Consider the following 21,904-nt stretch of genomic DNA (forward strand, 5'->3'; position numbering starts at 1 on the left):
GCCCCGTACCGCGCCCCGTCATGTGGTCACGCGATCGCGGCCAAGCGGCAAGGCGCCTCCGTCCCCGCGGTCGCCGCCTCCGCGCGGCTAGTGTGGGTCCGCATCAGTCGCGACTGGGACTCGACAGCGAGGATGGTCATGGTGGAACGACCGGCGTGGGCGGCTCCGGAGATCGACTTGGACAGGCCCAGCGCGGCCCGGATCTACGACGCGCACCTGGGCGGCTTCCACAACTTCCAGGTCGACCGGGACGCGGCCGCGAAGATCGTCGCGTTCATGCCGGAGCTGCCGGACATCCTCCGCGCCAACCGGTCGTTCCTGCGCCGGGCGGTCCGCCACCTCGTCGGTCAGGGCGTCACGCAGTTCCTCGATCTCGGGTCCGGCATCCCCACGGTCGGCAACGTGCACGAGATCGCGTGGAAGGCGAACCCCGACTGCCGGATCGTCTACGTCGACTTCGATCCGGTCGCCGTCTCGCACAGTCGCACGATTCTCAGCGGCATCGACCACGCCACGGCGATCCAGGGTGACCTGCGCCGGACCCAGGAGGTCCTCGAGCACCCGGAAACCCAGCGGCTGCTGGACTTCTCACAACCGATCGCGGTGCTGATGTTCGCGGTGCTGCATTTTGTGCCGGACACCGATGACCCGGCCGGCATCGTCCGCTCCTACCTCGACGCGACCGTGCCCGGCAGCTACGTGGCCATCTCGCACGCCAGTCTGGAAGGGCCGGAACCGGAGAAGGCGGAGGAGGCCACCGAGCAGTTCCGGCGCAGCGTCACCGAGTTCTCGATGCGCACCCGCGCCGAGATCACCAGTCTGTTCGACGGTCTGGAACTGGTCGATCCGGGTGTCGTCTACCTGCCCGAGTGGCGGCCAGACGCCGGCGACGAGATCAGTGACTCGCGGCGAACCTCCACGTTCGCGGGCATGGCACGCAAGCACCGCTGAGCCGAGGTCAACAGGTGGGTGGTTCGGCCGTGGTGACGTTCTGTTCATCGGAGGTGCAGCAGGCGCTGACGCCGCAGCATGAGCATTCGCTCTGCGCCGGAGTCGTCGCACCGACGGATTCGACGTCGAGTGGCTTCACCGCGCGAACGATCGCCCCGTGCATGCCGTCGACCGCGGAAGGTCTCGGCGAACACGGCGGGCTTGTCGACGGAGAGGTTGACGACGCAGTTGGAGATCACGACGTCGATGGTGTTGCCGGGCAACGGGATGGCTTCGATGTTGCCCTTGAGGAACTCGACGTTGGTGGCACCTGACTTGTCGGCGTTGGACAGGGCGAGTGCGACGGGGTTGCCGCAGCCGAGTGAGGCCGCCACCGCCTCGGCCGGCAGCTCATCGCGCTGGGCCGCCGGATAAAGCGTGGCGCCGAAGGTCTCGTCCACCTCCGCGGTCCGCAGCACCCGCCTCCATCTTGGACGACAGCGGTCGCGGCGGCGGCGTAGCGGGTGCGGACGGTCTCGCGCAGCTCGGGCTGCTCGCTCATGAGGGTCTACCTCCACGCTGCATTGAAGTCTGTCTATGCAAGGTTGCGCGAAACCCCCAAGAGTCGTCAATATTGAAATATGTCGAAGCAAGAGGCGGGCTGCTGCGCACCACTGCCGGAAGACCCGCTGGCCGTGGAACAGGCGGCGGAGCTGTCGGCGATGTTCAAGGCGTTGGGCGACCCGGTGCGGCTGCGGCTGCTGTCGATGATCGCTTCGGGACCCGATGCCGGGGTCTGTGTCTGTGAGCTGACCCCGGCGTTCGAGCTGTCCCAGCCCACGATCTCGCACCACCTCAAGCTGCTGCGGCAGGCGGGTCTGGTCGACTGCGAGCGCCGGGGTACTTGGGTCTACTACTGGGTCCGTCCGGAGACGACCGACCGGATGGCCGCGATGCTCAGCAGCGTGAGCGAACGGCGTGCGGTCACGGCCTGACCGCCGCCGCGATCTTCGCAACCGCTGCCTTCGCGGTCGGTCCGACCCCGATGAGGGTCGCGGACGCCGGGCCGGTCCAGCCGCCATAGCCCAGCAGGTGCAGGCGGGGTTCTTCCGCGGCTGTCGTGCCGTCGACGGCGACTCGACCTTCGGTGTCGCGCAGTCGCAGTGGAGCCAGGTGGCTCAGGGCGGGCCGGAATCCGGTGCACCACACCACGACGTCCGCATCGGACAAGGCTCCGACGTCCGTCGTAGTGGCGACGAGCAGTCCGTTGTCACGGGCTTCGCGGACGGGCGGCACGGCCACGATGTCGCCGAGTTCGCCTATGCTGCCGCGCCGGGTCGCGATGTCGAACAGCGCTTTGCCGTCGATCTCGTCGGGCATGTACCGCGGCGGCCGGCGGGTCATCCAGGTCAGCTCGGTGTGCGGCGCGAGGTCGGCGGCGATCTGCGCACCGGAGTTGCCGCCGCCGACCACGACGACCTTCTGACCCTCGAACTCGAGCGGGTCGCGGTAGTCCACGGTGTGCAGTTGGCGGCCGGGCAGGTCCATCAGCGGGCGGAAGGGGCGCCACCAGGTGCCGGTGGCGCTGATGACGTGCCGCGCCGACCAGATTCCGGAGTCGGTGTGCACCGACAGCCAATCGCCGTCGCGGGTCACCGAGGCGACCCGGACGGGCCGCTGGACCGGGATGTCGTAGCGCTTCTCGTACGCGGCAAGATAATCGACCACGTGCTGTGCGGTCGGGTATCCGTCCGAAAAGGACGGCATGGGCCGGCCCGGCAGTGAGCTGTGCCGGGCAACGCTGAACAGCCTCAAGGAGTTCCACGTGAGCGGCCATGCTCCGCCCGGTATCGGCTGGGCGTCCAGCACCACGTGGTCGATGCCCGCGCGGCGCAGGTAGAAGGCGGCGGCCAGCCCTGCCTGACCGCCGCCGACCACCACGACGTCAGACCTGAGCACGAGCCACCCAGCGACGCCGGAGCCACAGGCTGACGTAGACGAGCGCGACGAGCACGGGCACCTCGATCAGCGGTCCGACCACGCCGGCCAGGGCCTGGCCGGAGGTCACACCGAACACGCCGATCGCGACGGCGATGGCGAGCTCGAAGTTGTTGCCCGCCGCGGTGAACGCCAGCGTGGTCGTCCGCTCGTAGGAGAGCCCGGACGCCTTGCCCAGTGCGTAGGAGCCGGCCCACATGATGGCGAAGTAGACCAGCAGCGGCAGCGCGATCCTGACGACGTCGAGCGGCCTGTTCGTGATGGTCTCGCCCTGCAGCGCGAACAGGATGACGATCGTGAACAGCAAGCCGCACAACGCGATCGGGCCGGCCCGCGGCAGGAACTTCGACTCGTACCAGTCACGGCCGCGGGTCCGCTCCCCCACCTTGCGGCTCAGGTAGCCGGCCAGCAGCGGGATGCCTAGGAAGATGAGCACGGACTTGGCGATCTCCCACGCGGAGAAGTCGATCGACGCGGTGTCCAGGCCGAGCCAGCCGGGCAGCAGGTCGACGTAGAACCAGCCGAGCACGCCGAACATGACCACCTGGAACACCGAGTTGAGCGCGACGAGCACCGCGGCGGCCTCGCGGTCACCGCACGCGAGGTCGTTCCAGATGATGACCATGGCGATGCAGCGCGCGAGGCCGACGATGATCAGCCCTGTCCGGTACTCCGGCAGATCAGCGAGGAAGATCCAGGCCAGCGCGAACATCAAAGCTGGTCCGAGCACCCAGTTCAGTACAAGCGACAGCACCATCGTGCGCTTGTCGCGGGTGACGGTGTCGAGCTTGTCGTAGCGGACCTTCGCGAGCACCGGGTACATCATCAGCAGCAGGCCCAGGGCGATCGGCAACGAGACGCCGCCGACCTTCACCGCGTCCAGCACGCTCTGCAGACCCGGCACGAACCGGCCCAGCAGCAGCCCGCCGAACATCGCGACGCCGATCCACACCGGCAGGAACCTGTCCAGGAAGGACAGTCGGTGCAGCACGTCCGGTACCGCAGTTTCGGTGGTGCTCAACAGGTTCTCCAGGGTGAAGGCAGGTGTCATCGCCCGACGAGCAGGTCATCGGCGGGCTCGGTGTCGTCCAGATCAGTCGCAGCAGGCGCTGGTGTCGCGCAGCGGCCCTCCCGGCGCCAGCACGGCCGCAAGGGTGTCGATCGCCGCGTTGTCGATGCGGTACCAGCTCCAGGTGCCGCGCCGTTCACGGCTGAGCACACCGGCGTTGACGAGGATCTTGAGATGGTGACTCAACGAGGACTGCGGCATGTCGAACTGGTCGGCGAGGTCGCAGAAGCACGCCTCCTGCCCCTCGGTCCGCCGCACCAGACCGACCAGCTCGACCCTGACCGGATCACCGAGCGCTTTGAACAGGCGCGCGGCGGTCGCCGAGTCGAGCAGCGTCTGGTCCGGGCTCGTCATGAGGACGACCATAGTGGCTTGGATTGACAAAAGTCGATACACGAGATGTGATCGCGCATCATGAGAACCACCGCAACGAGGAGATGACCGTGTCCAAGATCCCCGAGGTGCTGTTCGTCTGCGTGCACAACGCGGGCCGCTCCCAAATGGCCGCCGCGTTGCTGCAGCACTACGGCATGGGCAGGATCGCGGGCCGTTCCGCCGGCTCGGCCCCTGCCGAGAAGGTCAATCCGGCGGCCGCCGAGGCGCTCGCCGAGTGGGGCCTGGACATCACCGCAGAGGTGCCCTCGAAGCTCACGACCGAGGACGTCGAGGCATCTGATGTGGTGATCACGATGGGCTGCGGCGACACCTGCCCGGTGTTCCCCGGCAAGCGCTACCTGGACTGGGAGCTCGAGGACCCGGCGGGCCAGGGTGTCGACTCCGTGCGCCCGATCCGCGACGACATCGACCGCCGCATCCGAGGCCTGGTCGCGGAGCTCCTCGACTAGCGCGGCACGCTCGCGGTCGACAACACGGCCGCCAGCACCCCGATCACACCCAGCACCACGAACACCGCCGGGTAGCCGCCCAGCCACGCTGCTATCGCACTGCCCGCCCAGGGTGCGATCGCGGCGGTGAGCATGACCGGTGCGGTGAGCAGCCCGTTGAGCTGTCCGTAGTGGACGGCTCCCCAGCGGTCGGTGATCGCGGTCGCCTGCACCAGCGTGAAGATCCCGCGCGTGACACCGGCGAGCACCGAGCCCGCGATCAGCAACAGGGCCGGACCGGGCACCACGCCCAGCAGAGCGGTCACCACCGCACTCGTCAGGAGGATCAGCAGGGTGCGGGTGCGCACCGAGGTTCTCGCGGCCAGCCTGGCATAGCCGAGCCGGCCGAGCACCTGGCCGACCCCGCCCAGGCCGAGTGCGATCGCGGCGGCCGAGGTGGTCATGCCGCGTTCGGTCAGCAGCGGGACGAGGTTGATCACGACGGCGTACACGCTGAACGCGGCCAGGCTCATCGCGACCACGAGCACCAGGAACGGCCTGCTGCGCGCCACCGCCGACGGCGCGTGGGCGGTCTCGTGTTCTACCGCCGGCCACGGCAACCGCAAACCCCACAGATGCAGCGGAATCGTCGTGACAGCAAGAAATCCAGCGAGAACCAGGTAGGTGCCGCGCCAGTCCACGTGCTCGTTCAGCACCGCGGTCAGCGGCGCGAACACCGTGCTGGCCAGCCCGGCGACCAGGGTGAGCGCGGTCAGCGCGGACACCCGGCGCGGCCCGTACCAGCGGGTCAACGCGGCGAACGCCGGTGCGTAGAAGATGCCGGCCATCGCGACACCTGCCAGCAACCACGCCGCGGTGAACCACACCAATGAGTCCACGGTCGCCAACGCGACAAGCGCGAGCACGGCGACGACCGAGCCGGTGGTCATGATGGCGCGCGGGCCGTGCCGGTCGAGCAGTCTGCCCACCGGAATGCCCACCAGGCCCGCGACGATCTGGCTTGCGGAGAACCCGGCCGTGATCGCCGCGAGCGACCATCCCGTGCTGTTGCTGATGGTCGGCAGCAGCACCGGGAAGGCGTAGTAGAGCACGCCCCAGCTGATGATCTCGGTGGTGCACAACACGATCAGCACTCGGCGCAGCCCGGCATCGATGCCAGGCCGTGCCGTCGTGTCAGCGTGCACTGGGCGCGAGGCCGATCGTCAGTTCACCGTGCTCCGGCGAACCGCAGCAGCCGCCCTCGTTCTTCTGCTCCGCCGGCGCGTCGAACACACCGGCGCCGCCGCACACCCCGGTCTCGGGCAGCACGAGCTCGACGCGGCCGGCCGCCTCGTGGTCACCGGCGATCGCGGCCACCACTGAACGCGCCTGCTCGTAGCCCGTCAGCGACAGGAACGTCGGCGCACGGCCGTAACTCTTCATACCGACCAGGTAAACACCCGGCTCGGGGTGCCGCAGCTCGTTTTCACCATGTGGATAGACGGTGCCGCACGAGTGCACGTTCGGATCGATCAACGGCGCGAGCTTCGAAGGAGCCTGCAACACCGGATCCAGGTCGAGCCGGACCTCCGACAACCACGACAGGTCCGGCCGGAACCCCGTCAGCACAACGATCTCGTCAATGCCTTCGACCCTGCCGCCGTCGAAGGACTCCAGCGTGAGACTGCCGTCCGCCGCACGTTCGACAGCCGCGGTGCGGAACCCCGTGGCAGTCTCGACGTGCCCGGCTTCAGCGGCCTTCCTGGCCCGCAGTCCCAACGCACCGCGCGCAGGCAGCTGGTCCGCCTCGCCCCCACCGAACGCGTTGCCGACTGCACCGCGCCGCAACAGCCACACGATCTTCGTGCCGGGTTCCTGCTCGGCAAGCTCGGCCAGCACCACCAACGCGGTGAGAGCGGAGTGACCACTGCCGGCGACCGCGATCCGCTTGCCCGCATAGCGAGCACGGTCAGCCGCGACGTCCGGCACGCGGTAAGTGATCCTCTCGGCCGCGGCCCGCTCGCCCACCGCGGGAAGCCCGTCTCCGCCCAGCGGATTCGGGGAGTCCCACGTGCCGGAAGCGTCGATCACCGCGCGTGCGGTGATCCGCTCTTCTCCGTTCGCGGTCTGCACGTGGACGGTCAGCGGCTCGTCTTCGCGGCCGGCGTCGACGATGCGGTCTCGACCGCGGCGAGCCACCCCCACGACGCGTGCACCGAAGCGGACTCGGTCGCCCAGCACCTCAGCCAGCGGTCGCAGGTACCGCTCCGCCCACTCCCCGCCGCTCGGGTAGGCGTCACCGTCCGGTCGCACCCACCCCGCCTGGCGCAGCAGTCGCTCGGCCGCCGGGTCGACGAGTTCGCTCCACTGCGAGAACAGCCGAACGTGGTTCCACTGCGACACGGCCGCACCTGCACGGTCGCCCGCTTCCAGCACGAGCACCGGCTCGCCCCGTTCGACCAGGTGTGCCGCCGCAGACAAACCCGCAGGCCCGGCACCCACCACGACGACTGGCAGCTCACTCACGGCACACCCCTTGTATCGACATATTTCGAATCAACACGGCGGACTGTATCGACCGGGATCGATTGACGCAACCATCGATCTGTGTCGATACTTCACCCATGACGACCACAGCGGCCACGCCGGCCGTGCTGCCCGCCGACGACGCCGCGACCTACGCGGACTGGTTCGCGTGCCTGGCCGAGCCGACCCGAGTGCGGCTGTTGCACGCCGTCGCGACCTCGGGCCGGGCGATGACCGTCGGTGAGCTGACGGAGCTGGTCGGCATCAGCCAGTCCACCTGCTCGCACCACGTGCGCAAGCTGGCCGAGGTCGGATTCCTGCGGATGCACAAGGAAGGCACCGCTACTCACGTCACCGTGAACCCGTCGTGCTGCACCGGTCTGCCGCACGCAGCCGACATCGTCATGGGCGTGCTCGCGCCCCGTCCGTGCTGCCCGGACAACCTCCCGGCCGACGTGACCGTCCGCGCCATGCGTGACGACGACTGGGCCGCCGTGCGCCGCATCTACGCCGAAGGCATCGCCACCGGCGACGCGACGTTCGAAACCGAAGTGCCCCAACGGAGAGCGCTCGACGCCAAGTGGCTCCGCGAGCACCGCTGGATCGCCGAAGCCGACGGCGTGGTGGCGGGCTGGGCGGCCGCCACACCGGTGTCCACACGGGACTGCTACGCGGGCGTGGCCGAGCACTCCGTCTACGTCGCGGCCGACCTCCGCGGCCGAGGGGTCGGCAAAGCCTTGCTGCACAAGCTGGTCACCGCCGCCGACGCCGCGGGCCTGTGGACGTTGCAGACCTCGATCTTCCCGGAGAACCGCGCGAGCCTCGCCCTGCACCACGCAGCAGGCTTCCGCACTCTCGGCGTCCGCGAACGCATCGCGCAACACCACGGCGTGTGGCGCGACACCGTCTTCCTCGAACGCCGCGCCACCAACTAGACCCTCGCCGTGGTGAGGTCAGCTGAGCGAGAGCTGGTTCCGGTGGAAGTCGAAGTGCTGCACCGGGAAGCGATACAGGTCCGCCACCGTCATGAAGTCGCGGAAGAACGGATCCCAGCGCGTCGGGTAAGGCATGCCCTTCGCGAGGCTGCTCTCGTTCTCCCTGTCTAGGCGCCGATGCAGTGCCGCGATGGTGCGGTCGCACAGGACGACCATTGCCCGGCGAGGCATGACGCTGCCGCCGAGCCATGAGCCGGCGAAGTTGACCGCGTCGAACGGCCTCGTGCCCGCGTTGAGCAGTCTCGCCCAGGCAGAACCGGCCCATCCCGGTAGCCGCGCGACGATCCGGGCCAACGCCAGCAACGCGCGCATGATCAGGAAGCCGAGCAGCATGTGGAACAGCAGCTGGCGGTTGTTCCAGCTCGTGCCGTTCGACCGGCGCCGCAACTGCTCAGCGGCGGCACCGTCGAGCAGTCGGCGAAACGTATCGCGTGCTCGCTCGAGGTCTTCGTGAACTGCCTGCTTGTCCACGGTGCCAGTGTGCGCCTCATGGCCCAGATCCGCGAAGGTGTCGACGCGACCACATCACCCTTGGTCGGGGCACTAGATCATGCGGCGCCGCACCCGCCACACCACCACACCGATCAGGACCGCCGCGACGGCGACGAACAGGGCCGCCTCGATGAGCTGGAACGTCCAGAACCGGTCGGCCGGGTGGTAGACCCCGAACTGCTGGATGCCCCGCGAGTTCAGGAACTGGTTGAGGTTGGTGCCTGCCCGGTTGGCGGCGCCCTCCAGCTCGTAGTACTCGGCCGAGCTCAGTCTGCGCCCGGTGGCGTCCGCGTAGCCGTGTTCGATCGTCCAGTCAGCGAAGCTGGGCACGCGATCCGCCTGGTTCTTCGAGCCGCCGACGGGGACCGGCTCCGTGGCGGTGAGCGGCGTGGCGTAAGCGGGACGGGCCAGCAGGGCCACCGGCATCCTGGCGGCGAGGAACACCCCGAACGCGACGCCGAACGCGGGCAGGCTGCGCCGCAGGATCGCCCCCGCTGCGGTGGCGGCGCCGAACGCGAACAGCGCGTACGCCACCGGAACAAGCCCCTCCAGGTCGAAGGCGTCGTACTGGAACCGCCCTTCCCACGCGTCGAACGGCTGGCGGAACCAGGTGAGCACCGCGGTGAACATCCCGGTGAGCGCGACGGTGACGCCGGCCAGTGCCGCGAGCTTGGCCGCCAGCCAGCGCATCCGCGGCACGGCCTGCGTCCAGGCGAGCTGCCAGGTGCCGTCTTCCAGTTCGCGCGCGAGCAGCGGCGCGCCGAGGAACGCGCCGATGACGACGGGGACCAGGTAGAAGGCCGCCAGGAGGTTCTCGACGTACCCGTACTCGTCGTCGAGCCGGCGGAAGGAGGCCGTGCAGGCTTCGTTGACACCGGCCCCTCCCGCACACCGGGCGGGACCGCCGGGGAACAGGTCGTGGGCCTGCGTCCCGAGCACGAGCAGGGTGATGCCGAACATGCCGACGAGCAAACCCAGGACGCAGACCTCGGTCCGGTGCTGGCGCCAGATCAACCACGCCATGCCGCCACCCCCGACGTGTCCGCGGCGTTCGGCTCGGACGGCCGGCGCAGGTATGCCAGCACCAGGTCCTCCAACGCGACCGGCTGGGCCTGCCACCCCGGCGCGGCCGGGATCGCGCCGTCGCGTACCAGCAGGGTCGTGTGCCGGTCGCTGTGGACGGCCTCCACGACGGCGCCGGCCCGGTCGAGGTCGGTCGCCGTGCGCGGGCCGACGAGCAGCCGGTGCTCGGCGAGGAGGGTGTCGATGTCACCGGTGAGCGTGACCCGGCCCTGGTTGAGCACGACCAGGTGGTCGCAGACCCGCTCCAGCTCGTGCACGACGTGCGAGGAGAACAGGACGGTCATCCCGTCTTCGGCCACCGCACCCATGAGGACCTGCAGGAACTCGTGGCGGGAAAGCGGGTCGAGGCTGGCCACCGGCTCGTCGAGGACGAGCAGCTCCGGCCGCTTCGCCAGGGCCAGAGCCAACGCGACCTGAGCCTGCTGCCCGCCGGAGAGCGTGCCGGCCCTGCGGTCGAGCGGGATGCCCAGCTTCGCCAGCCGGCGCTCGGCCAGCCCCTGGTCGAACCGCAGGTTGCAGGCCCGGCCGAAGCGGAGCATCTCGGCGACGGTGAAGCGCTTGTACAGCGGGTGGTCCTGGGCCAGGAACCCGACCCGGGACAGAGTCTGCGGGGTGCTCGCGGTGACGTCGTGGCCGAGGACCTCCACCGTGCCGGTGCTCGGTGCCAGCAACCCGACGGCCAGGCGCAGCAGCGTGGTCTTGCCCGCGCCGTTCGGCCCGACCAGGGCGATCACGCCGCCCGCCGGCAGGGCCAGGGTGCAGTCGCGCAGCGCCCAGCTCTTCCGGTACCGCTTGCCCAGGCCGTCGGTGCGCAGCGCGAACTCGGTCGCTGTCACGCCACGCCCTCATTCCTCGTCTGCTGGTGGACGGAGGTGAAGAGCGCGTCGATCGCCTGCTCGTCGAGGCCTGCCGCGTAGGCGCGGCGCAACCAGGTCGCCAGGCCGCGGCCTAGCGACGTGTACGTCGATGCCGACATCGCGGCCGACTGCTGTTCGTCGACGAACGTGCCCTGACCGGGCCGGCCGGTGACCAGGTTCTCCTGCTCCATCTGCCGGTACGCCTTGGCGACGGTGTTCGGGTTGATCGCCAGGTCCTCGACCACCTCGCGGATGAGCGGGAGGCGGTCACCGGGTTGGAGAAAGCCCAGCAGCACCGCCTGGCGGACCTGCTGGACGAGTTGCAGGTACGGCGGCACGCCGGAGTGGGTGTCGAGCCGGAAGACGAACACGGTAACCCCTTTGCTGCTTTACTAGTTCCATAGTAAAGCAGCAAAGGGGCGGTCACGAGAGCCGCCTGGACATGTTGCACATGCCGTAGCGGCATGTGATGTCGTGGAGGTACCACTGCACGAAAGGCCCTCTTCGCGATGCATCCCTCCTTCACGCCTCCCCACCAGGTCAAGATCGGTGATGCGGCCGCGTTCGCCGGGACCACCCCGCGCGCGATCCGCCACTACCACGAGATCGGCCTGCTACCGGAGCCAGAGCGGGGCACGGACGGCCGCCGCCGTTACGGCTACGACGACATGATCCGCTTGCTGTGGATCCGCAGGATGGCGGAGGCCGGCATCAGCCTGGACGACATGCGGGCCGCTTTCCGCGAAACCCGGGACATCGGGAAGAGCCTGGGGCGACTGGAGGAAACCCTGGCCGCCAAGGAGGCCGGCATCCAACGCCAGCGCGCCGTCGTCCAGCGCCTGCAGGCCGTGGGCAGCCCGCTCGGGCTGCTGTCCGAACTGGTGACAGACCGGCTCAGGCACCTGCCCGCAGGCGCACTGCGCCGCTCCGACCTGGACAACCTGCTGGTCACGGAACGGGTCCTCGGCCCGCTGGGCGCCGCCGTCCAGGCAAGCGCGTTCATCGTGCTGGCCACCCACCCCGATCTGCGGACCGAGGACGACCGCCTCAACGCGGCCGAGGCCGCCCTCGACGACGGCGTCGATCCCCATGCCCCCCGGATCGAGGAACTCGCCGCACAGCGATACGCCCATCACAAAGCCGTGGGGAAGGCCGTCGAGGCGGACGGACTGGACGTCGACGAGGAGAAGCTCTTCGAGATCTACGACGCCGATCTGACAGGCGAGGAGCCCGCACGGATGAGCGTGGCCGAATCGGTCACCAAGATGCCCTACGGCTTCTCCCCCGCCCGGCTCCGCTGCATGCAACTCACGGCAGAACTCATGGCCCAGGACCTCCCCGCAGACAACTGATCCTGCTCCGCACCAGAGTCCACAACAGAGTCCCGGCGACTTCAAGTTTCACTGTCTTATGTGGACCTTGTGCCGCGAGGTCCGAATCCGCCGCAGGTCTCTGCGGCGTCGCGCGGATCGATGGTCATGAGGGTGGCCACGATGTGATCGGCCTGGGTTTGGGCCGGGCGATGACGCGTCCCGGCCATTCCCAAGAACGATCGTGCTGGGCGCGGAGAAGCTCGGCTTCGTACTGTTCTACGTCGAAGCGGAATTCGCCGAGCGGGACGGTGCTGTCGTCGGGGTTGTGCCATTGTTCCCAGACGATCTCGTCATCGTCGCGGCGCACGTGGACGTCAATGCAGCCACAGCATCCCCAACTGCAGGTCGCCTCTGCCAGACGGACCGTGGTCGGTCCGCGCAGGGCCAGCAAGGGACTGTCCGCGGTGAGCAGCCGGTCGGGATCTTCGCCCCAGCCGCGCAGGTGTGGCCGGCATCAGCCGGGTGACCATCCCGGACCGCATCGTCGCCGCCGTATCACCAGCCGGATCCTTCGCTCGCGGCATGCGACCCCGTGTCGCACCTTGTCACAGCCCTTGTCACAGCGGGCGGCGCAGCCCGTCCAGCACGAGGGTGATGACGTCGTCGGCCTCGGCTCGCCAACCTGGGCGGTCATGGGCCGCACTGATGCCGTGGAGCGCCATCATCACGGCACCGGCACCTACGTCGTCGCGGATGGTGCCGTCCTGCACGGCGGCGGCCACCAGGCCGGTGACAGCTTGCTCCAGCGCCCGGCTGCCTTCGGTGAGGGCGGCCGAGCGGGTGGCCATGAGGGTGGACAGCGTCCGAGCCAGGCCCTCGTGGGCGGCTATGTGGTCGACCATGCCGCGCAGGAAGGTCGCCAAAGCCTCCGCTGCGGGCAGCGCGGCCCGCAACTCGCGGACACGGTCGCACAGCGCGGCGATCTCTCCGTGGTAGACCGCCTCGGCCAGCGCCTCCCTGGTGGGGAAGTGGCGGTACAGCGTGCCCGTGCCCACCCCGGCCAGACGGGCGAAGTCATCGAAGCGCAGGTCGAAGAAACCACCGGCGTCGAAGACCTCCCGGGCCGTGGCCAGCAGGGCGTCACGCTTGCGCTGGGCGTCGGCCCGGAGCGGCTTGTCGGCGGTCATGCGCTACCTCGCGTTGACAAATGGAGATTACCTCCATATTTTCGAAAGTGGAGATGTCCTCCACATCGAGCGTATCCCACGAGGTGCAGCGTGAAGATCCTGATGTTCGGCCGCGGCGTGATCGCCACCGTCTACGGCTGGGCCCTGCAGCAGGCGGGACATGACGTCGAGTTCTACGTCCGGCCGGGCCGCGCGGCGACGTACGGCGACGCGGTGGACCTCGACCTACTCGATGCGCGGCGCCGGGTGTGTGGGCAGCGCGTCGTCGAGAAGTGGCCGGTGCGCTACTGCGAGGCGCTGGAGCCGGACCACGACTTCGACCTGATCGTGCTCAGCGTGCCGCACCACCGCCTCGCGGAGGCGACGGCCTTCCTGGCCCCGCGTATCGGCCAGGCCACAGTGCTGGTCTTCGGCAACGTCTGGACCGAGCCGCTGGCCGCGATCGGCGCACTCCCCGTGGACCAGATCGCCTGGGGCTTTCCCCTGGCCGGTGGCGGTTTCGGCGCGGACGGCGTGCTCCGCGGGGCGCTGCTGCCGTCGGTCGTCTTCGGCACCCTCGGCCAACCCCCGACCGACCGGGAACGGGCCGTGCGCCAGGCGTTTCGCGAGGCCGGGCTCCGGCTGAGGGAACAGCCTGACTTCCGCGGCTGGCTGTGGGTTCATTTCGTGTCGGATGCCGGCCTGTTCTCGCAGGGCCTGCGGCTGGGCTCCCTGTCCGAGCTGGCCGGGGCAACACGCGACCTGCGCGAGGGGCTGCTGGCCGGCCGGGAGCTGCTGCCGCTCCTCCAGGCGCGCGGCCTCGACCTGCGACGGCACCGGCGCGGTGTGCTGCTGTTCCGGGCGCCCACCTGGCTGACGGCCCCCGCGCTCGCCTGGCTGACTGCTCATGTCGCGCTCGCGCGCGTGAGTCTCGTTGCGCACTCCGACCCCGACGCGGAGGAACCACGCGAGGTCTGCCGGGACACCTTGGCCGAAGCACGACGGCTGGGCATCTCGGTACCGCGACTGGAAGCGGCGGAACCGCACTTCGCCCGTGAGGGGACGGGGCGAGCCTGAACTCACCGATGTCGTCAGTCCCGGTGGCCGGAGAGCCGTCCTCTTCAGAACATCGAGTTCGTGTTCGCACGCTCTTCCGGCATCTGCATCATCGCATCCCAGTGTTCAGCCAACTGGCCGTTCTCAACACGATAGATGTCGATGAAACGCCACTCGGCTCCTGCCATTTCATAGCGCGAATGGAGGATGACGACGTCGCCTTCGGCAACGACATGCTTGAATTCGATCTTCTGCTTTGACACTCCTTGCGAAGAGAGCATTCGCACAAGCGCCCTCACGCCCTCTGGGCCGTCGGCGATTGTTGGATTGTGCTGCTTGAAATCCTTGCTGAAAAATTCATCGACCGCAGCCACGTCCAAATCGCCGAACGTGCGCTGGTACGCCTCGATGGCGACATCCTTGTTGGCCTGTTCTTCGCTCACTGAAACTCCCATCCCAACTGCGACAAGCATCCCGACGAACACCTGGCGCCAATGGTCACCATCAGTGCCCAGTCACCTCAACGTAACCAACAGAGTTTCATGACCCACATCACATTCGCAGCAAGTGTCCACAGAGGACACATCGGTTGCCTGTTCCACGCCCCTCGACGCCGACCTTCATTGCGACGAGAAACGGTTTGTCCACAGTAGACAGTGAAGGGCCGATGGTGATGCCGCGGCCGGTCCGCGGCTGACCGGCCGCGTCGCACGCGTCCCGCACTGGATCTCCTGCCGTCCGGTTGACCGCGGCGTTCACGGTCCAGCACAGTGAGCGTGTGCAGAGGGCGCTGAGCATCCTGACGGTCGTCGCGTGCGCGATACTGCCGCTGGGCTCGTCGGTCTTCGAGCAGCGGCTCGTGCCGACGTTGCTGCTCGGACTGGTCTTCGCCGTGCTCGCCATCGCCGGGTTCCGGTTCGTCGAGGGCCGCGGCAGGGCACTGGCCGTGGTGTACGCCGGAATCCAGCTGGCGCTTGGTTTCGCGCTGTTCTGGATGTCGGGCGCGGCGGTCGGGTCGATCCTGTTGCTGGTGGTCCTGGTCGCGCAGAGCGTGCTGCTGCTGCCACTGCCCGCCGCCGTCGTGGTGGCCGCGGTGATCCCGTTGGTGCATCTGGGAATGGACTGGGTCGCCGGACTGCGGGAAGGTCTCGGCACGCTGGCTGTCACCACCTTCGCCCTCGTGGTGACCGAACTGTTCGTGCGGGAGCAGCGCGCCAGGGCAGAACTGGCGGTAGCCAACGAACTGCTCCGCGGATACGCCGCGCAGGCAGAAGAGCTCGCCACCACCCAGGAGCGCAACCGGGTCGCCCGCGACATCCACGACGGGCTGGGGCACCACCTGACCGTCGTGCAGATGCTCCTGCAGGCCGCGCGCGCCGTGATCCACACCGCCGACGTCGAGCGGCTCGACGGGATGCTGGCCAAAGCGCAGGACCAGTCGAAGCAAGCACTGGCGGAGGTGCGCCGCTCGGTCGCCGCGCTGCGCGAACCCCGGCCGGCTCCGCTGGTGGACGCCTTGCGGGCGTTGACCGACGAGGTTTCCGGGGCGGGTGTGCCGACCGGGCTGGAGGTGCACGGCGCGGCTCGCGCGGTCCGCGCCGAGGTCGAGGAGTCGCTGTTCCGGGCAGCGCAGGAGGGATTGACCAACGTCCGCAAGCACGCGGAGGCGACGACCGCCACCGTCGCCCTCGACTTCGGTCATGACGGCCTGGTCCGGCTGAAGGTGCGCGACGACGGCCGGGGGCTGGTGGAGAACCCGTTGCCGGACAGCGGGTTCGGCCTCGTCGGTCTGCGAGAGCGGATCGCGGGTCTCGGTGGGCGGGTGCAGGTCGACTCGGCGGCTGGCCACGGCGTGACGCTGACCGTGGAGGTGCCGGGGTGAGCGCGCCGGAGTCCGCCGTGCGGATCCTCATCGTCGACGACCAAGCCCTGTTCCGGGAGGCCCTGACGGCGCTGCTGGAGGTCCAGCCCGAGATCGAGGTGGTCGGTGAAGCCGGGAACGGCGAGCAGGCGGTCCGGTTGGCCGCCGAACTTCGTCCCGACGTGGTCCTGATGGACCTGCGAATGCCGGTGCTGGACGGGATCGCGGCGACCGGCAGGTTACGCGTCGAGCAGCCGGAAGTGCGGGTGCTGGCGTTGACCACGTTCGACGATGACGCGGACGTGTTCGCGGCGCTTCGGGCGGGCGCGGTCGGTTACCTGCTCAAGGACGTGTCCTCGACCCGGCTGGTGGAAGCGCTGGTCGCGGCCAGGCGTGGCGAATCCGCGCTGCAGCCGTCGGTCGCGGCGAAGCTGGTGGCCAGGGTGGCCCGGATGCCGCACGAGGAGCACCCGCCGCGGCAGCCGACGGCCGTGCCGTTGTCGCAACGCGAACTCGACGTCGTGCGACTGCTCTCCGAGGGGCACAGCAACCGCGAGATCGCCGGGAAGCTGTTCCTGGCCGAGGGCACGGTGAAGAACCTCGTCACCAGCGTGCTGTCCAAGCTCCAGGTGCGCGACCGAACTCAGGCGGCGTTGCGGGCCAGGGAGCTCGGACTGTTCTGAACGGCGCCAAATGATCGACCGGCGCAGTCATGACCCCGGACATGACTTTCGGCACCTGACGACGCTCTCCCGAGGACAGAGGATCTCCCTCACAGCAACAACACCTCACCTCGAAGGAGCGCTCATGAGTGCGGAGCCGACCACCGAATCGCCACGGCGGGCACGTCCGGTGGTGCGCTTCACCCTGCACTTCCTGGAGATGGTCGTGGCCATGCTGGTGGGAATGGTCGTTCTCGGGCCGGTCTGGTCGTTCGCCTGGCCGGGCCTGTCCGACGTCATGACCGCCCAGGTGCTGGTGATGGCCACCAACATGTCGCTGGGGATGGCGCTGTGGATGAAGATCCGCCGGCACGGCTGGGCGAGCATCATCGAGATGTCCGCCGCGATGTACGTGCCGTTCCTGGTCCTGCTGCCGTTCTACTGGACCGGCGTGATGTCGGGGATGACGCTGATGGGCGCCGGGCACGTGCTGATGCTCCCGGCCATGCTGATCGCGATGCTGCATCGCCGCCACGAGTACAGCTGCTGAGAACTCCTTCCCACGCGACGGAATCCGTGTCCGGCAGGTCAGTCCGTCGAGGCCTCGGTGCGCCGGGCGTAGGCGCGGGCGGCTCGTGCGCGGTCGCCGCAGCGGGTGGAGCACCACTGGCGACGACCGTGGCGGAGCAGATAACGGTTGCAGGGGCTGGATTGGCAGGCGGTGAGCCGTTCGGCGTCGGGGCCCGTGAGCAGGTCGGCCGCGTTGGCGGCAAGGGTCGCCAGGGCGTGGTCGACGATCTCGGTGGTGGGGTGAGGCGTCGCCCGGTAGGGGCCGTTCTTGTCGTCCCAGTGCAGCAGCGGTGCGGTGGGAACCCTGGTCAGCGCGTCGTTGACTGCGGACAGTGCCGCGGGAAGAGCAGGCAGCCCGGCGACGTGGGCGTCGAACAGGGCCCTGATCTGTTCGCGCAGTGAACGCAGCTGCGTGGCGCACATCTCCCGCATGCCGATGTCGACCGGCGCGAGGCCGTGTTCGGTCAGCCAGTGGTTCGTCTGCGCGGGCGTGTCGAGCAGGTCCAGGACGCGCCTGCCCGGCAGCGCGATGGCGCTGTTGGCCAAGGCGAGCGACGAGTACTGCTCCTCACCCGGCACGGGCGGCCAGGCCGCGTCTGTCGTCACGCTCTCATCCACAGACCTCATGGTACGGCTTGCTTCAGTCCGTGAGAATCACTACCGTCACCCTCACGGATACCGCACACTCAAACCGTGAGGAACCTTCCAGTGACTTCCGCTCCCCCGTTCCCCGTTCACGTCTTCGGCGGCCCCACCGCCCTCTTCGAGTACGGCGGCCTACGGTTCCTGACCGACCCGACCTTCGACGGACCAGGCGACTACCCGGCAGGCGGTGGCGCGACACTGACCAAGACCGGGCACCCCCGCGTCGCACCGGCCGACCTCGGCCACATCGACGTCGTGCTGCTTTCCCACGACGAGCACGCCGACAACCTGGACACCGCCGGGCGGGCCCTGCTCGCCAGCGTCCCGCTCACGCTCACCACTCCCGGTGCCGAACAGCGCCTCGGCGGCAAGGCCAAAGGACTGGCCGACTGGGAGTCAGTCGAGCTGAACCGTCCTGACGGCGGCACGGTGACCGTGACCGGCGTGCCCGCGATCCACGGCCCAGGCAGTCACGAGGACGTCGTGCCGTTCACGGGTCAGGTCGTCGGTTTCGTCCTGACCGGCGAAGGCCTGCCGACGGTGTACGTCAGCGGTGACAACGCCTCGCTCGACGCCGTCGAGCAGATCGCCGGGCGATTCGACCCGATCGACACCGCGGTGCTCTTCGCGGGTGCGCCGCGCTTCGCCGGTCGCTTCGACGGCCTGCCACTCGTGTTGGACAGCGCCCAGGCAGCCGAGGCGACCAGAATTCTCCGCGCACGCCGGGTGGTTCCGGTCCACTACGAGGGCTGGGCCCACTTCACCGAGGGCCGCGACGAGATCGAGGCCGCCTTCGCCGCCGCGGGGTTGTCCGACCGTCTGCAGTGGAACTGAGCGAACCGCCGGTGGGACGCCAGAATGTCTTCGGACAGTGCACGCGACAACGCTGGTGTACATGAAGAAACTCTTGACCGTGGCGGTGGCGATCGCGTTCGCCACCCGGCTCGCCCCCGCCGCCGAGGCCGCCGGGCTCAGGCTGCCGGGCCCCACCGGGCCACTGGCCGTGGGCACCACCGAACTGCACCTGGTCGACGACCGGCTCGACCCGTGGACCGGCGCACCTCGTGAGCTGATGGCGTCGCTGTCCTACCCCGCACTGCCGACCGGGCCGATCACGCGCCAGTTCCCGGACCGTGTCGCGGAGTTCTACGACCGCCAGGTCACCGCCCCGGCCGGCACGTTCGCCCCGATCACGACGCGCTCGCGGGCAGGTGCCACACCGTTGCCGGGACGCTGGCCGGTGATCCTCTGCTCGCCGGGCGGCGGTCAGTCGAGGTTCCTCGGCACCACCCTCGTCGAGGACCTCGTGAGCCGCGGGTACGCCGTGGTGAGCGTCGACCACACCCCGGCCGAGGTGCTGCGCGAACGCGTGCGGGACATCGGGTTCGTGCTCGACGAACTCGCGGCCGACCCGAGGCTCGACCTCTCGCGCGTAGGCATGGTCGGCCACTCGATGGGCGGGTTCACCACCGCCGAGACGATGCTGACCGATCCGCGGGTGGACGCGGGGAGGCGCGACGTCTACCTCCCCGCCGCCGAGCACATGAGCTTCACCGACGCGCAAACGCTGCTGCCTCAGCTCGGCGGTGACTTCACCGGCATGATCGGCACCGTCGAGCCGAAGCAGAGCCTTGCCGCCCAACGGATGTACGTCGCCGCGTTCTTCGACCTGCACCTGCGCGGCCGGCCGACCTCGATCTTCGAGCAGGCCGCCCACCCGGACGTGCGGATCGTCCCGTGATCACCGGCTTCTCTGGCTGACCGCCCACGCCGGCGCTCGCCGGTGTGGTGCCGGTGGCGAGCTTCTTGGTCTTCGCCGAGTGCACCCTCGGCCTCGGGTTCGTCGCGCCGGGTCGACGGACAGCGCTTCAGCCGGTGCGAAGGCCGATGTCCGCTCCATCTGCGTCCCGTGCCGGAGCTCTTAGTACCGTTCGCGTGCCTCGAACTCGTCGAGGTCTTCCCTCGTGGTCACGCCGACCTCAATCCTCATCTCCCAGATCAGATGGTTGGCTGCGAAGGCCACCTCACCGTCGCAGAGGTCGAGATCGAGTGCTTGGCCTCGCTTCAACCGCGCGAGGACCTGTGCCGCCTCCCAGATGAACTGGTCAACTAGGGCTCGAACAGCCTTTTCGCTCACCACGAGCACCTGGAACAACGACCGACGCACCGTGTCCAGGTCGGACTCGATGCCCTCGCATGCCGTCCGCAAGGCTTCTGGATCTTGTCGTTCAGGGTTCCTGCGGGATCGGTCGTACACCCTCAAGCGCGTCATGATCCGGTCGACTACCGGGATCAGCTCGGCGTACAGCTCAAGGCGCCGGTCGTGGAGTCGCTTCTCACGTTCCAAGATCCTTTCGTGATCAAGCTCTTCCCGCTGCCGCTTCAGGGCGCTGTGCCCGGTGAGCCAAGAGCCAGCCAGGGCGAAAACTCCGGTGAGCGCCGCTGCAACCAACACAAGCCACCACGGAGCCGAGTTCACCCGCGGCAGCCTACGAGTCTCGGATACAACGTGTCTCACCGCTGAAGTGCGCAAGCCCGATTTGCGGACGACAACGTCGTCCCGGAAGCGATTAAAGCTCGCTGCGAACACGGTCGGCCTGAACCGCGTTCGCAGCGAGCTCATCGAGTGATCTGCAACTGTTCTATCGGCGAGTTTGGGTCAGATCGACAGCGTCAACGTGCTCCATCGCTTGGTAATGATGCGGCCCGCGCCGAGCTTCTCGTCCGGGGTGTCCGCCGGGTAGACGGTGATGACGGGTTCGGCGGACCGGTCCTCGCCCCAAGCTCGGATCTGGTCACACAGTCGCTGTGCCAGCTCGTCCGCAGCGGGACCGTGGCCGGTCGCGCCGAGCTCCGCGCCCCGGTCGCCGCGGCGATAGGTGAGGTAGGCCAATGAGCTACCTTCGGCAAGGGCCGGGCTGCGGCTGGGGATGATCGGTGTGCACAGCCCCTCTGCGACAGCGGCTTTGTCGGCGGCGATGCGGCATGTGCCGGGCTCGGTGGCGGTCATACGCAGCCAGATGCCGTCGAAGGACTCCTCGCCCCCGACGGTGACGCCAGACCAGGCAGACGTCTTGGGCTGGCTGAGCACGCCCTGCAGTTCGGCGAGGGTGATGCCTTGGTCGGAGTCCCAGTACAGGCTGACGTGTCCGGCGGCGTCGATGTTGCCGGTGATCTCGTTGTCCTGGCCAATCATGGGAACGAACCCGCAGAGGCGCGCTGAGTCCGAGCGCAGCACGTCGCCGTCGCGGACGAACGCAACGCTGCGGGTCTGGCCGCGCCAGCGCAGCGGCACGACAAGGCGACCGCCGGGCTTGAGCTGCTCACGCCAGTCCGCAGGGATGTCGAACGCGCCGACGGTGACGACGGTTCGGTCGTAAGGGGCGTTCTCCGGCGCTCCGAGCGAGCCGTCCCTGGTGATCACCTCGACCTGCGAGTACCCGTTTGCGTCGAGAGATTTGCGGGCTTGGGCGGTGACTTCCGCGTCGATGTCGACGGTGGTGACATGGCCAGCGGGGCCGGTCAGCTCCGCGAGGTTGCCCGCGTTGTATCCGGTTCCAGCACCGATCTCACAGATGTTGTTGCCTGGCTCGACGTCGAGTTGGTCGAGCTGCATGGCGACCACGGTGGGCTCCGAGGCACAGCTCAGCGCCATGCCGTCGGTATCGCGTTTGGTGATCACCGCGATGTCTGCGTAAGCCTGGTCGACGGGTGCCTCGGCGACAAAGAGGTGGCGTGGGACGGTGCGCAGGACCTGTTCCACAGCGGGGATGCGGGCGTATCCGGCGCGGGTGAGGCGGTCGACCATCCCTGCGCGCAGCGCCTCTGGCGTGGTGTTAGTAGTGGCGTTCATCGTT

General features: G+C 68.8%; 27 protein-coding genes. 11 read left to right on the forward strand and 16 right to left on the reverse strand.

The genetic code is table 11. The features are described 5' to 3' along the window. Positions 1-951: SAM-dependent methyltransferase (locus ACWGE0_RS42755; RefSeq protein WP_452266591.1), on the forward strand; the 951-nt coding region annotated here is incomplete at its 5' end. Positions 952-995: 44 nt separating this feature from the next. Here ACWGE0_RS42755 and ACWGE0_RS42760 read toward each other — a convergent pair. Beyond that, positions 996-1,409, reverse strand: a complete 414-nt coding sequence (locus ACWGE0_RS42760) for a methyltransferase domain-containing protein (protein WP_452266592.1) — start codon at positions 1,407-1,409, stop codon at positions 996-998. A gap of 162 nt (positions 1,410-1,571) precedes the next feature. Here ACWGE0_RS42760 and ACWGE0_RS42765 point away from each other — a divergent pair, with 162 nt between their 5' ends. Then, the gene (locus tag ACWGE0_RS42765; RefSeq protein ID WP_452266593.1) at positions 1,572-1,925 is read left to right on the forward strand and encodes an ArsR/SmtB family transcription factor; all 354 of its coding nucleotides are present in this window, start codon (positions 1,572-1,574) and stop codon (positions 1,923-1,925) included. Here ACWGE0_RS42765 and ACWGE0_RS42770 read toward each other — a convergent pair. From ACWGE0_RS42770 to ACWGE0_RS42780, 3 genes are all read right to left on the reverse strand, one after another. Then, positions 1,915-2,889, reverse strand: coding sequence for an ArsO family NAD(P)H-dependent flavin-containing monooxygenase (locus ACWGE0_RS42770; RefSeq protein WP_452266594.1), 975 nt, complete (start codon positions 2,887-2,889; stop codon positions 1,915-1,917). The two genes, ACWGE0_RS42765 and ACWGE0_RS42770, sit on opposite strands and share 11 nt — an antisense overlap. Further along, a complete protein-coding gene (arsB, locus tag ACWGE0_RS42775; RefSeq protein WP_452266595.1) occupies positions 2,876-3,949 on the reverse strand; it encodes an ACR3 family arsenite efflux transporter in 1,074 nt (357 codons plus the stop codon). Before arsB ends, ACWGE0_RS42770 begins: the two co-directional genes overlap by 14 nt. Before the next feature lie 72 nt (positions 3,950-4,021). Next, positions 4,022-4,351, reverse strand: a complete 330-nt coding sequence (locus ACWGE0_RS42780) for an ArsR/SmtB family transcription factor (protein ID WP_452266596.1) — start codon at positions 4,349-4,351, stop codon at positions 4,022-4,024. 89 nt (positions 4,352-4,440) lie between these two features. On the opposite strand from ACWGE0_RS42780, the gene ACWGE0_RS42785 reads away from it, so the two are divergent. Further along, a complete protein-coding gene (locus ACWGE0_RS42785) occupies positions 4,441-4,842 on the forward strand; it encodes an arsenate reductase ArsC (RefSeq protein WP_452266597.1) in 402 nt (133 codons plus the stop codon). On the opposite strand, the gene ACWGE0_RS42790 is transcribed toward ACWGE0_RS42785, so the two are convergent. Further along, entirely contained in the window at positions 4,839-5,975 is a 1,137-nt protein-coding gene (locus ACWGE0_RS42790; protein ID WP_452266598.1) for an MFS transporter, read from the reverse strand. The genes ACWGE0_RS42785 and ACWGE0_RS42790 overlap by 4 nt on opposite strands. Positions 5,976-6,015: 40 nt before the next feature. Then, the gene (locus ACWGE0_RS42795) at positions 6,016-7,347 is read right to left on the reverse strand and encodes an FAD-dependent oxidoreductase (RefSeq protein ID WP_452266599.1); all 1,332 of its coding nucleotides are present in this window, start codon (positions 7,345-7,347) and stop codon (positions 6,016-6,018) included. Between the two features lie 98 nt (positions 7,348-7,445). On the opposite strand from ACWGE0_RS42795, the gene ACWGE0_RS42800 reads away from it, so the two are divergent. Next, complete coding sequence (locus tag ACWGE0_RS42800; RefSeq protein WP_452266600.1) at positions 7,446-8,282, forward strand: helix-turn-helix domain-containing GNAT family N-acetyltransferase; 837 nt, start codon at positions 7,446-7,448, stop codon at positions 8,280-8,282. An 18-nt stretch (positions 8,283-8,300) separates the two neighbouring features. On the opposite strand, the gene ACWGE0_RS42805 is transcribed toward ACWGE0_RS42800, so the two are convergent. From ACWGE0_RS42805 to ACWGE0_RS42820, 4 genes are all read right to left on the reverse strand, one after another. Next, a complete protein-coding gene (locus ACWGE0_RS42805) occupies positions 8,301-8,813 on the reverse strand; it encodes a DinB family protein (RefSeq protein WP_452266601.1) in 513 nt (170 codons plus the stop codon). Positions 8,814-8,885: 72 nt separating this feature from the next. Next, positions 8,886-9,857 (reverse strand): ABC transporter permease subunit, encoded by a 972-nt coding sequence (locus tag ACWGE0_RS42810; RefSeq protein ID WP_452266602.1) that lies wholly within the window; start codon positions 9,855-9,857, stop codon positions 8,886-8,888. Next, entirely contained in the window at positions 9,845-10,753 is a 909-nt protein-coding gene (locus ACWGE0_RS42815) for an ABC transporter ATP-binding protein (RefSeq protein ID WP_452266603.1), read from the reverse strand. The genes ACWGE0_RS42810 and ACWGE0_RS42815 overlap by 13 nt, the downstream gene beginning before the upstream one ends. Continuing rightward, entirely contained in the window at positions 10,750-11,145 is a 396-nt protein-coding gene (locus tag ACWGE0_RS42820) for a GntR family transcriptional regulator (protein ID WP_452266604.1), read from the reverse strand. The genes ACWGE0_RS42815 and ACWGE0_RS42820 overlap by 4 nt, the downstream gene beginning before the upstream one ends. A gap of 138 nt (positions 11,146-11,283) precedes the next feature. Between ACWGE0_RS42820 and ACWGE0_RS42825 the strand changes: the two genes are divergently transcribed. Continuing rightward, positions 11,284-12,126 (forward strand): MerR family transcriptional regulator, encoded by an 843-nt coding sequence (locus tag ACWGE0_RS42825; protein WP_452266605.1) that lies wholly within the window; start codon positions 11,284-11,286, stop codon positions 12,124-12,126. 124 nt (positions 12,127-12,250) lie between these two features. On the opposite strand, the gene ACWGE0_RS42830 is transcribed toward ACWGE0_RS42825, so the two are convergent. Continuing rightward, positions 12,251-12,454, reverse strand: a complete 204-nt coding sequence (locus ACWGE0_RS42830; RefSeq protein WP_452266606.1) for a hypothetical protein — start codon at positions 12,452-12,454, stop codon at positions 12,251-12,253. Between the two features lie 250 nt (positions 12,455-12,704). Next, positions 12,705-13,274, reverse strand: coding sequence for a TetR/AcrR family transcriptional regulator (locus ACWGE0_RS42835; protein WP_452266607.1), 570 nt, complete (start codon positions 13,272-13,274; stop codon positions 12,705-12,707). Positions 13,275-13,364: 90 nt separating this feature from the next. Between ACWGE0_RS42835 and ACWGE0_RS42840 the strand changes: the two genes are divergently transcribed. After that, positions 13,365-14,330, forward strand: coding sequence for a ketopantoate reductase family protein (locus ACWGE0_RS42840; protein WP_452266608.1), 966 nt, complete (start codon positions 13,365-13,367; stop codon positions 14,328-14,330). A 44-nt stretch (positions 14,331-14,374) separates the two neighbouring features. Here the strand turns inward: ACWGE0_RS42840 and ACWGE0_RS42845 are convergent, their stop codons facing one another. Then, complete coding sequence (locus ACWGE0_RS42845) at positions 14,375-14,752, reverse strand: nuclear transport factor 2 family protein (protein ID WP_452266609.1); 378 nt, start codon at positions 14,750-14,752, stop codon at positions 14,375-14,377. 335 nt (positions 14,753-15,087) lie between these two features. Between ACWGE0_RS42845 and ACWGE0_RS42850 the strand changes: the two genes are divergently transcribed. The 3 genes from ACWGE0_RS42850 to ACWGE0_RS42860 all read left to right on the forward strand — a co-directional run bounded on the left by ACWGE0_RS42850 (position 15,088) and on the right by ACWGE0_RS42860 (position 17,382). After that, positions 15,088-16,191: a sensor histidine kinase gene (locus tag ACWGE0_RS42850; RefSeq protein ID WP_452266610.1), complete on the forward strand. Its 1,104-nt coding sequence runs from the start codon at positions 15,088-15,090 to the stop codon at positions 16,189-16,191. Further along, on the forward strand, positions 16,188-16,853 hold the full coding sequence (locus ACWGE0_RS42855) for a response regulator (RefSeq protein WP_452266611.1): 666 nt from the start codon (positions 16,188-16,190) through the stop codon (positions 16,851-16,853). Before ACWGE0_RS42850 ends, ACWGE0_RS42855 begins: the two co-directional genes overlap by 4 nt. Before the next feature lie 124 nt (positions 16,854-16,977). Then, positions 16,978-17,382, forward strand: a complete 405-nt coding sequence (locus ACWGE0_RS42860) for a hypothetical protein (RefSeq protein WP_452266612.1) — start codon at positions 16,978-16,980, stop codon at positions 17,380-17,382. Positions 17,383-17,420: 38 nt separating this feature from the next. Here ACWGE0_RS42860 and ACWGE0_RS42865 read toward each other — a convergent pair whose 3' ends face one another. After that, on the reverse strand, positions 17,421-18,029 hold the full coding sequence (locus ACWGE0_RS42865; RefSeq protein WP_452266613.1) for a CGNR zinc finger domain-containing protein: 609 nt from the start codon (positions 18,027-18,029) through the stop codon (positions 17,421-17,423). A gap of 66 nt (positions 18,030-18,095) precedes the next feature. Here ACWGE0_RS42865 and ACWGE0_RS42870 point away from each other — a divergent pair, with 66 nt between their 5' ends. Continuing rightward, positions 18,096-18,881, forward strand: coding sequence for an MBL fold metallo-hydrolase (locus ACWGE0_RS42870; protein ID WP_452266614.1), 786 nt, complete (start codon positions 18,096-18,098; stop codon positions 18,879-18,881). Between the two features lie 61 nt (positions 18,882-18,942). Then, entirely contained in the window at positions 18,943-19,788 is an 846-nt protein-coding gene (locus tag ACWGE0_RS42875) for an alpha/beta hydrolase family protein (RefSeq protein ID WP_452266615.1), read from the forward strand. A gap of 180 nt (positions 19,789-19,968) precedes the next feature. On the opposite strand, the gene ACWGE0_RS42880 is transcribed toward ACWGE0_RS42875, so the two are convergent. Both ACWGE0_RS42880 and fxlM read right to left on the reverse strand, forming a co-directional pair. Next, on the reverse strand, positions 19,969-20,526 hold the full coding sequence (locus ACWGE0_RS42880; RefSeq protein WP_452266616.1) for a hypothetical protein: 558 nt from the start codon (positions 20,524-20,526) through the stop codon (positions 19,969-19,971). A gap of 180 nt (positions 20,527-20,706) precedes the next feature. Beyond that, complete coding sequence (gene fxlM, locus ACWGE0_RS42885) at positions 20,707-21,900, reverse strand: methyltransferase, FxLD system (RefSeq protein WP_452266617.1); 1,194 nt, start codon at positions 21,898-21,900, stop codon at positions 20,707-20,709. Positions 21,901-21,904 lie beyond the last annotated feature (4 nt).

It is taken from the genome of Lentzea sp. NPDC054927, assembly GCF_053610285.1.

Bases quoted from the DNA above. Each gene is read 5' to 3' on its own strand.
- ACWGE0_RS42835 (WP_452266607.1), bottom strand. From the start codon at position 13,274: ATGACCGCCGACAAGCCGCTCCGGGCCGACGCCCAGCGCAAGCGTGAC.
- ACWGE0_RS42800 (WP_452266600.1), top strand. From the start codon at position 7,446: ATGACGACCACAGCGGCCACGCCGGCCGTGCTGCCCGCCGACGACGCC.
- ACWGE0_RS42875 (WP_452266615.1), top strand. From the start codon at position 18,943: ATGAAGAAACTCTTGACCGTGGCGGTGGCGATCGCGTTCGCCACCCGG.
- ACWGE0_RS42825 (WP_452266605.1), top strand. From the start codon at position 11,284: ATGCATCCCTCCTTCACGCCTCCCCACCAGGTCAAGATCGGTGATGCG.
- ACWGE0_RS42860 (WP_452266612.1), top strand. From the start codon at position 16,978: ATGAGTGCGGAGCCGACCACCGAATCGCCACGGCGGGCACGTCCGGTG.
- ACWGE0_RS42810 (WP_452266602.1), bottom strand. From the start codon at position 9,857: ATGGCGTGGTTGATCTGGCGCCAGCACCGGACCGAGGTCTGCGTCCTG.
- fxlM (WP_452266617.1), bottom strand. From the start codon at position 21,900: ATGAACGCCACTACTAACACCACGCCAGAGGCGCTGCGCGCAGGGATG.
- ACWGE0_RS42765 (WP_452266593.1), top strand. From the start codon at position 1,572: ATGTCGAAGCAAGAGGCGGGCTGCTGCGCACCACTGCCGGAAGACCCG.
- ACWGE0_RS42780 (WP_452266596.1), bottom strand. From the start codon at position 4,351: ATGACGAGCCCGGACCAGACGCTGCTCGACTCGGCGACCGCCGCGCGC.
- ACWGE0_RS42865 (WP_452266613.1), bottom strand. From the start codon at position 18,029: ATGAGGTCTGTGGATGAGAGCGTGACGACAGACGCGGCCTGGCCGCCC.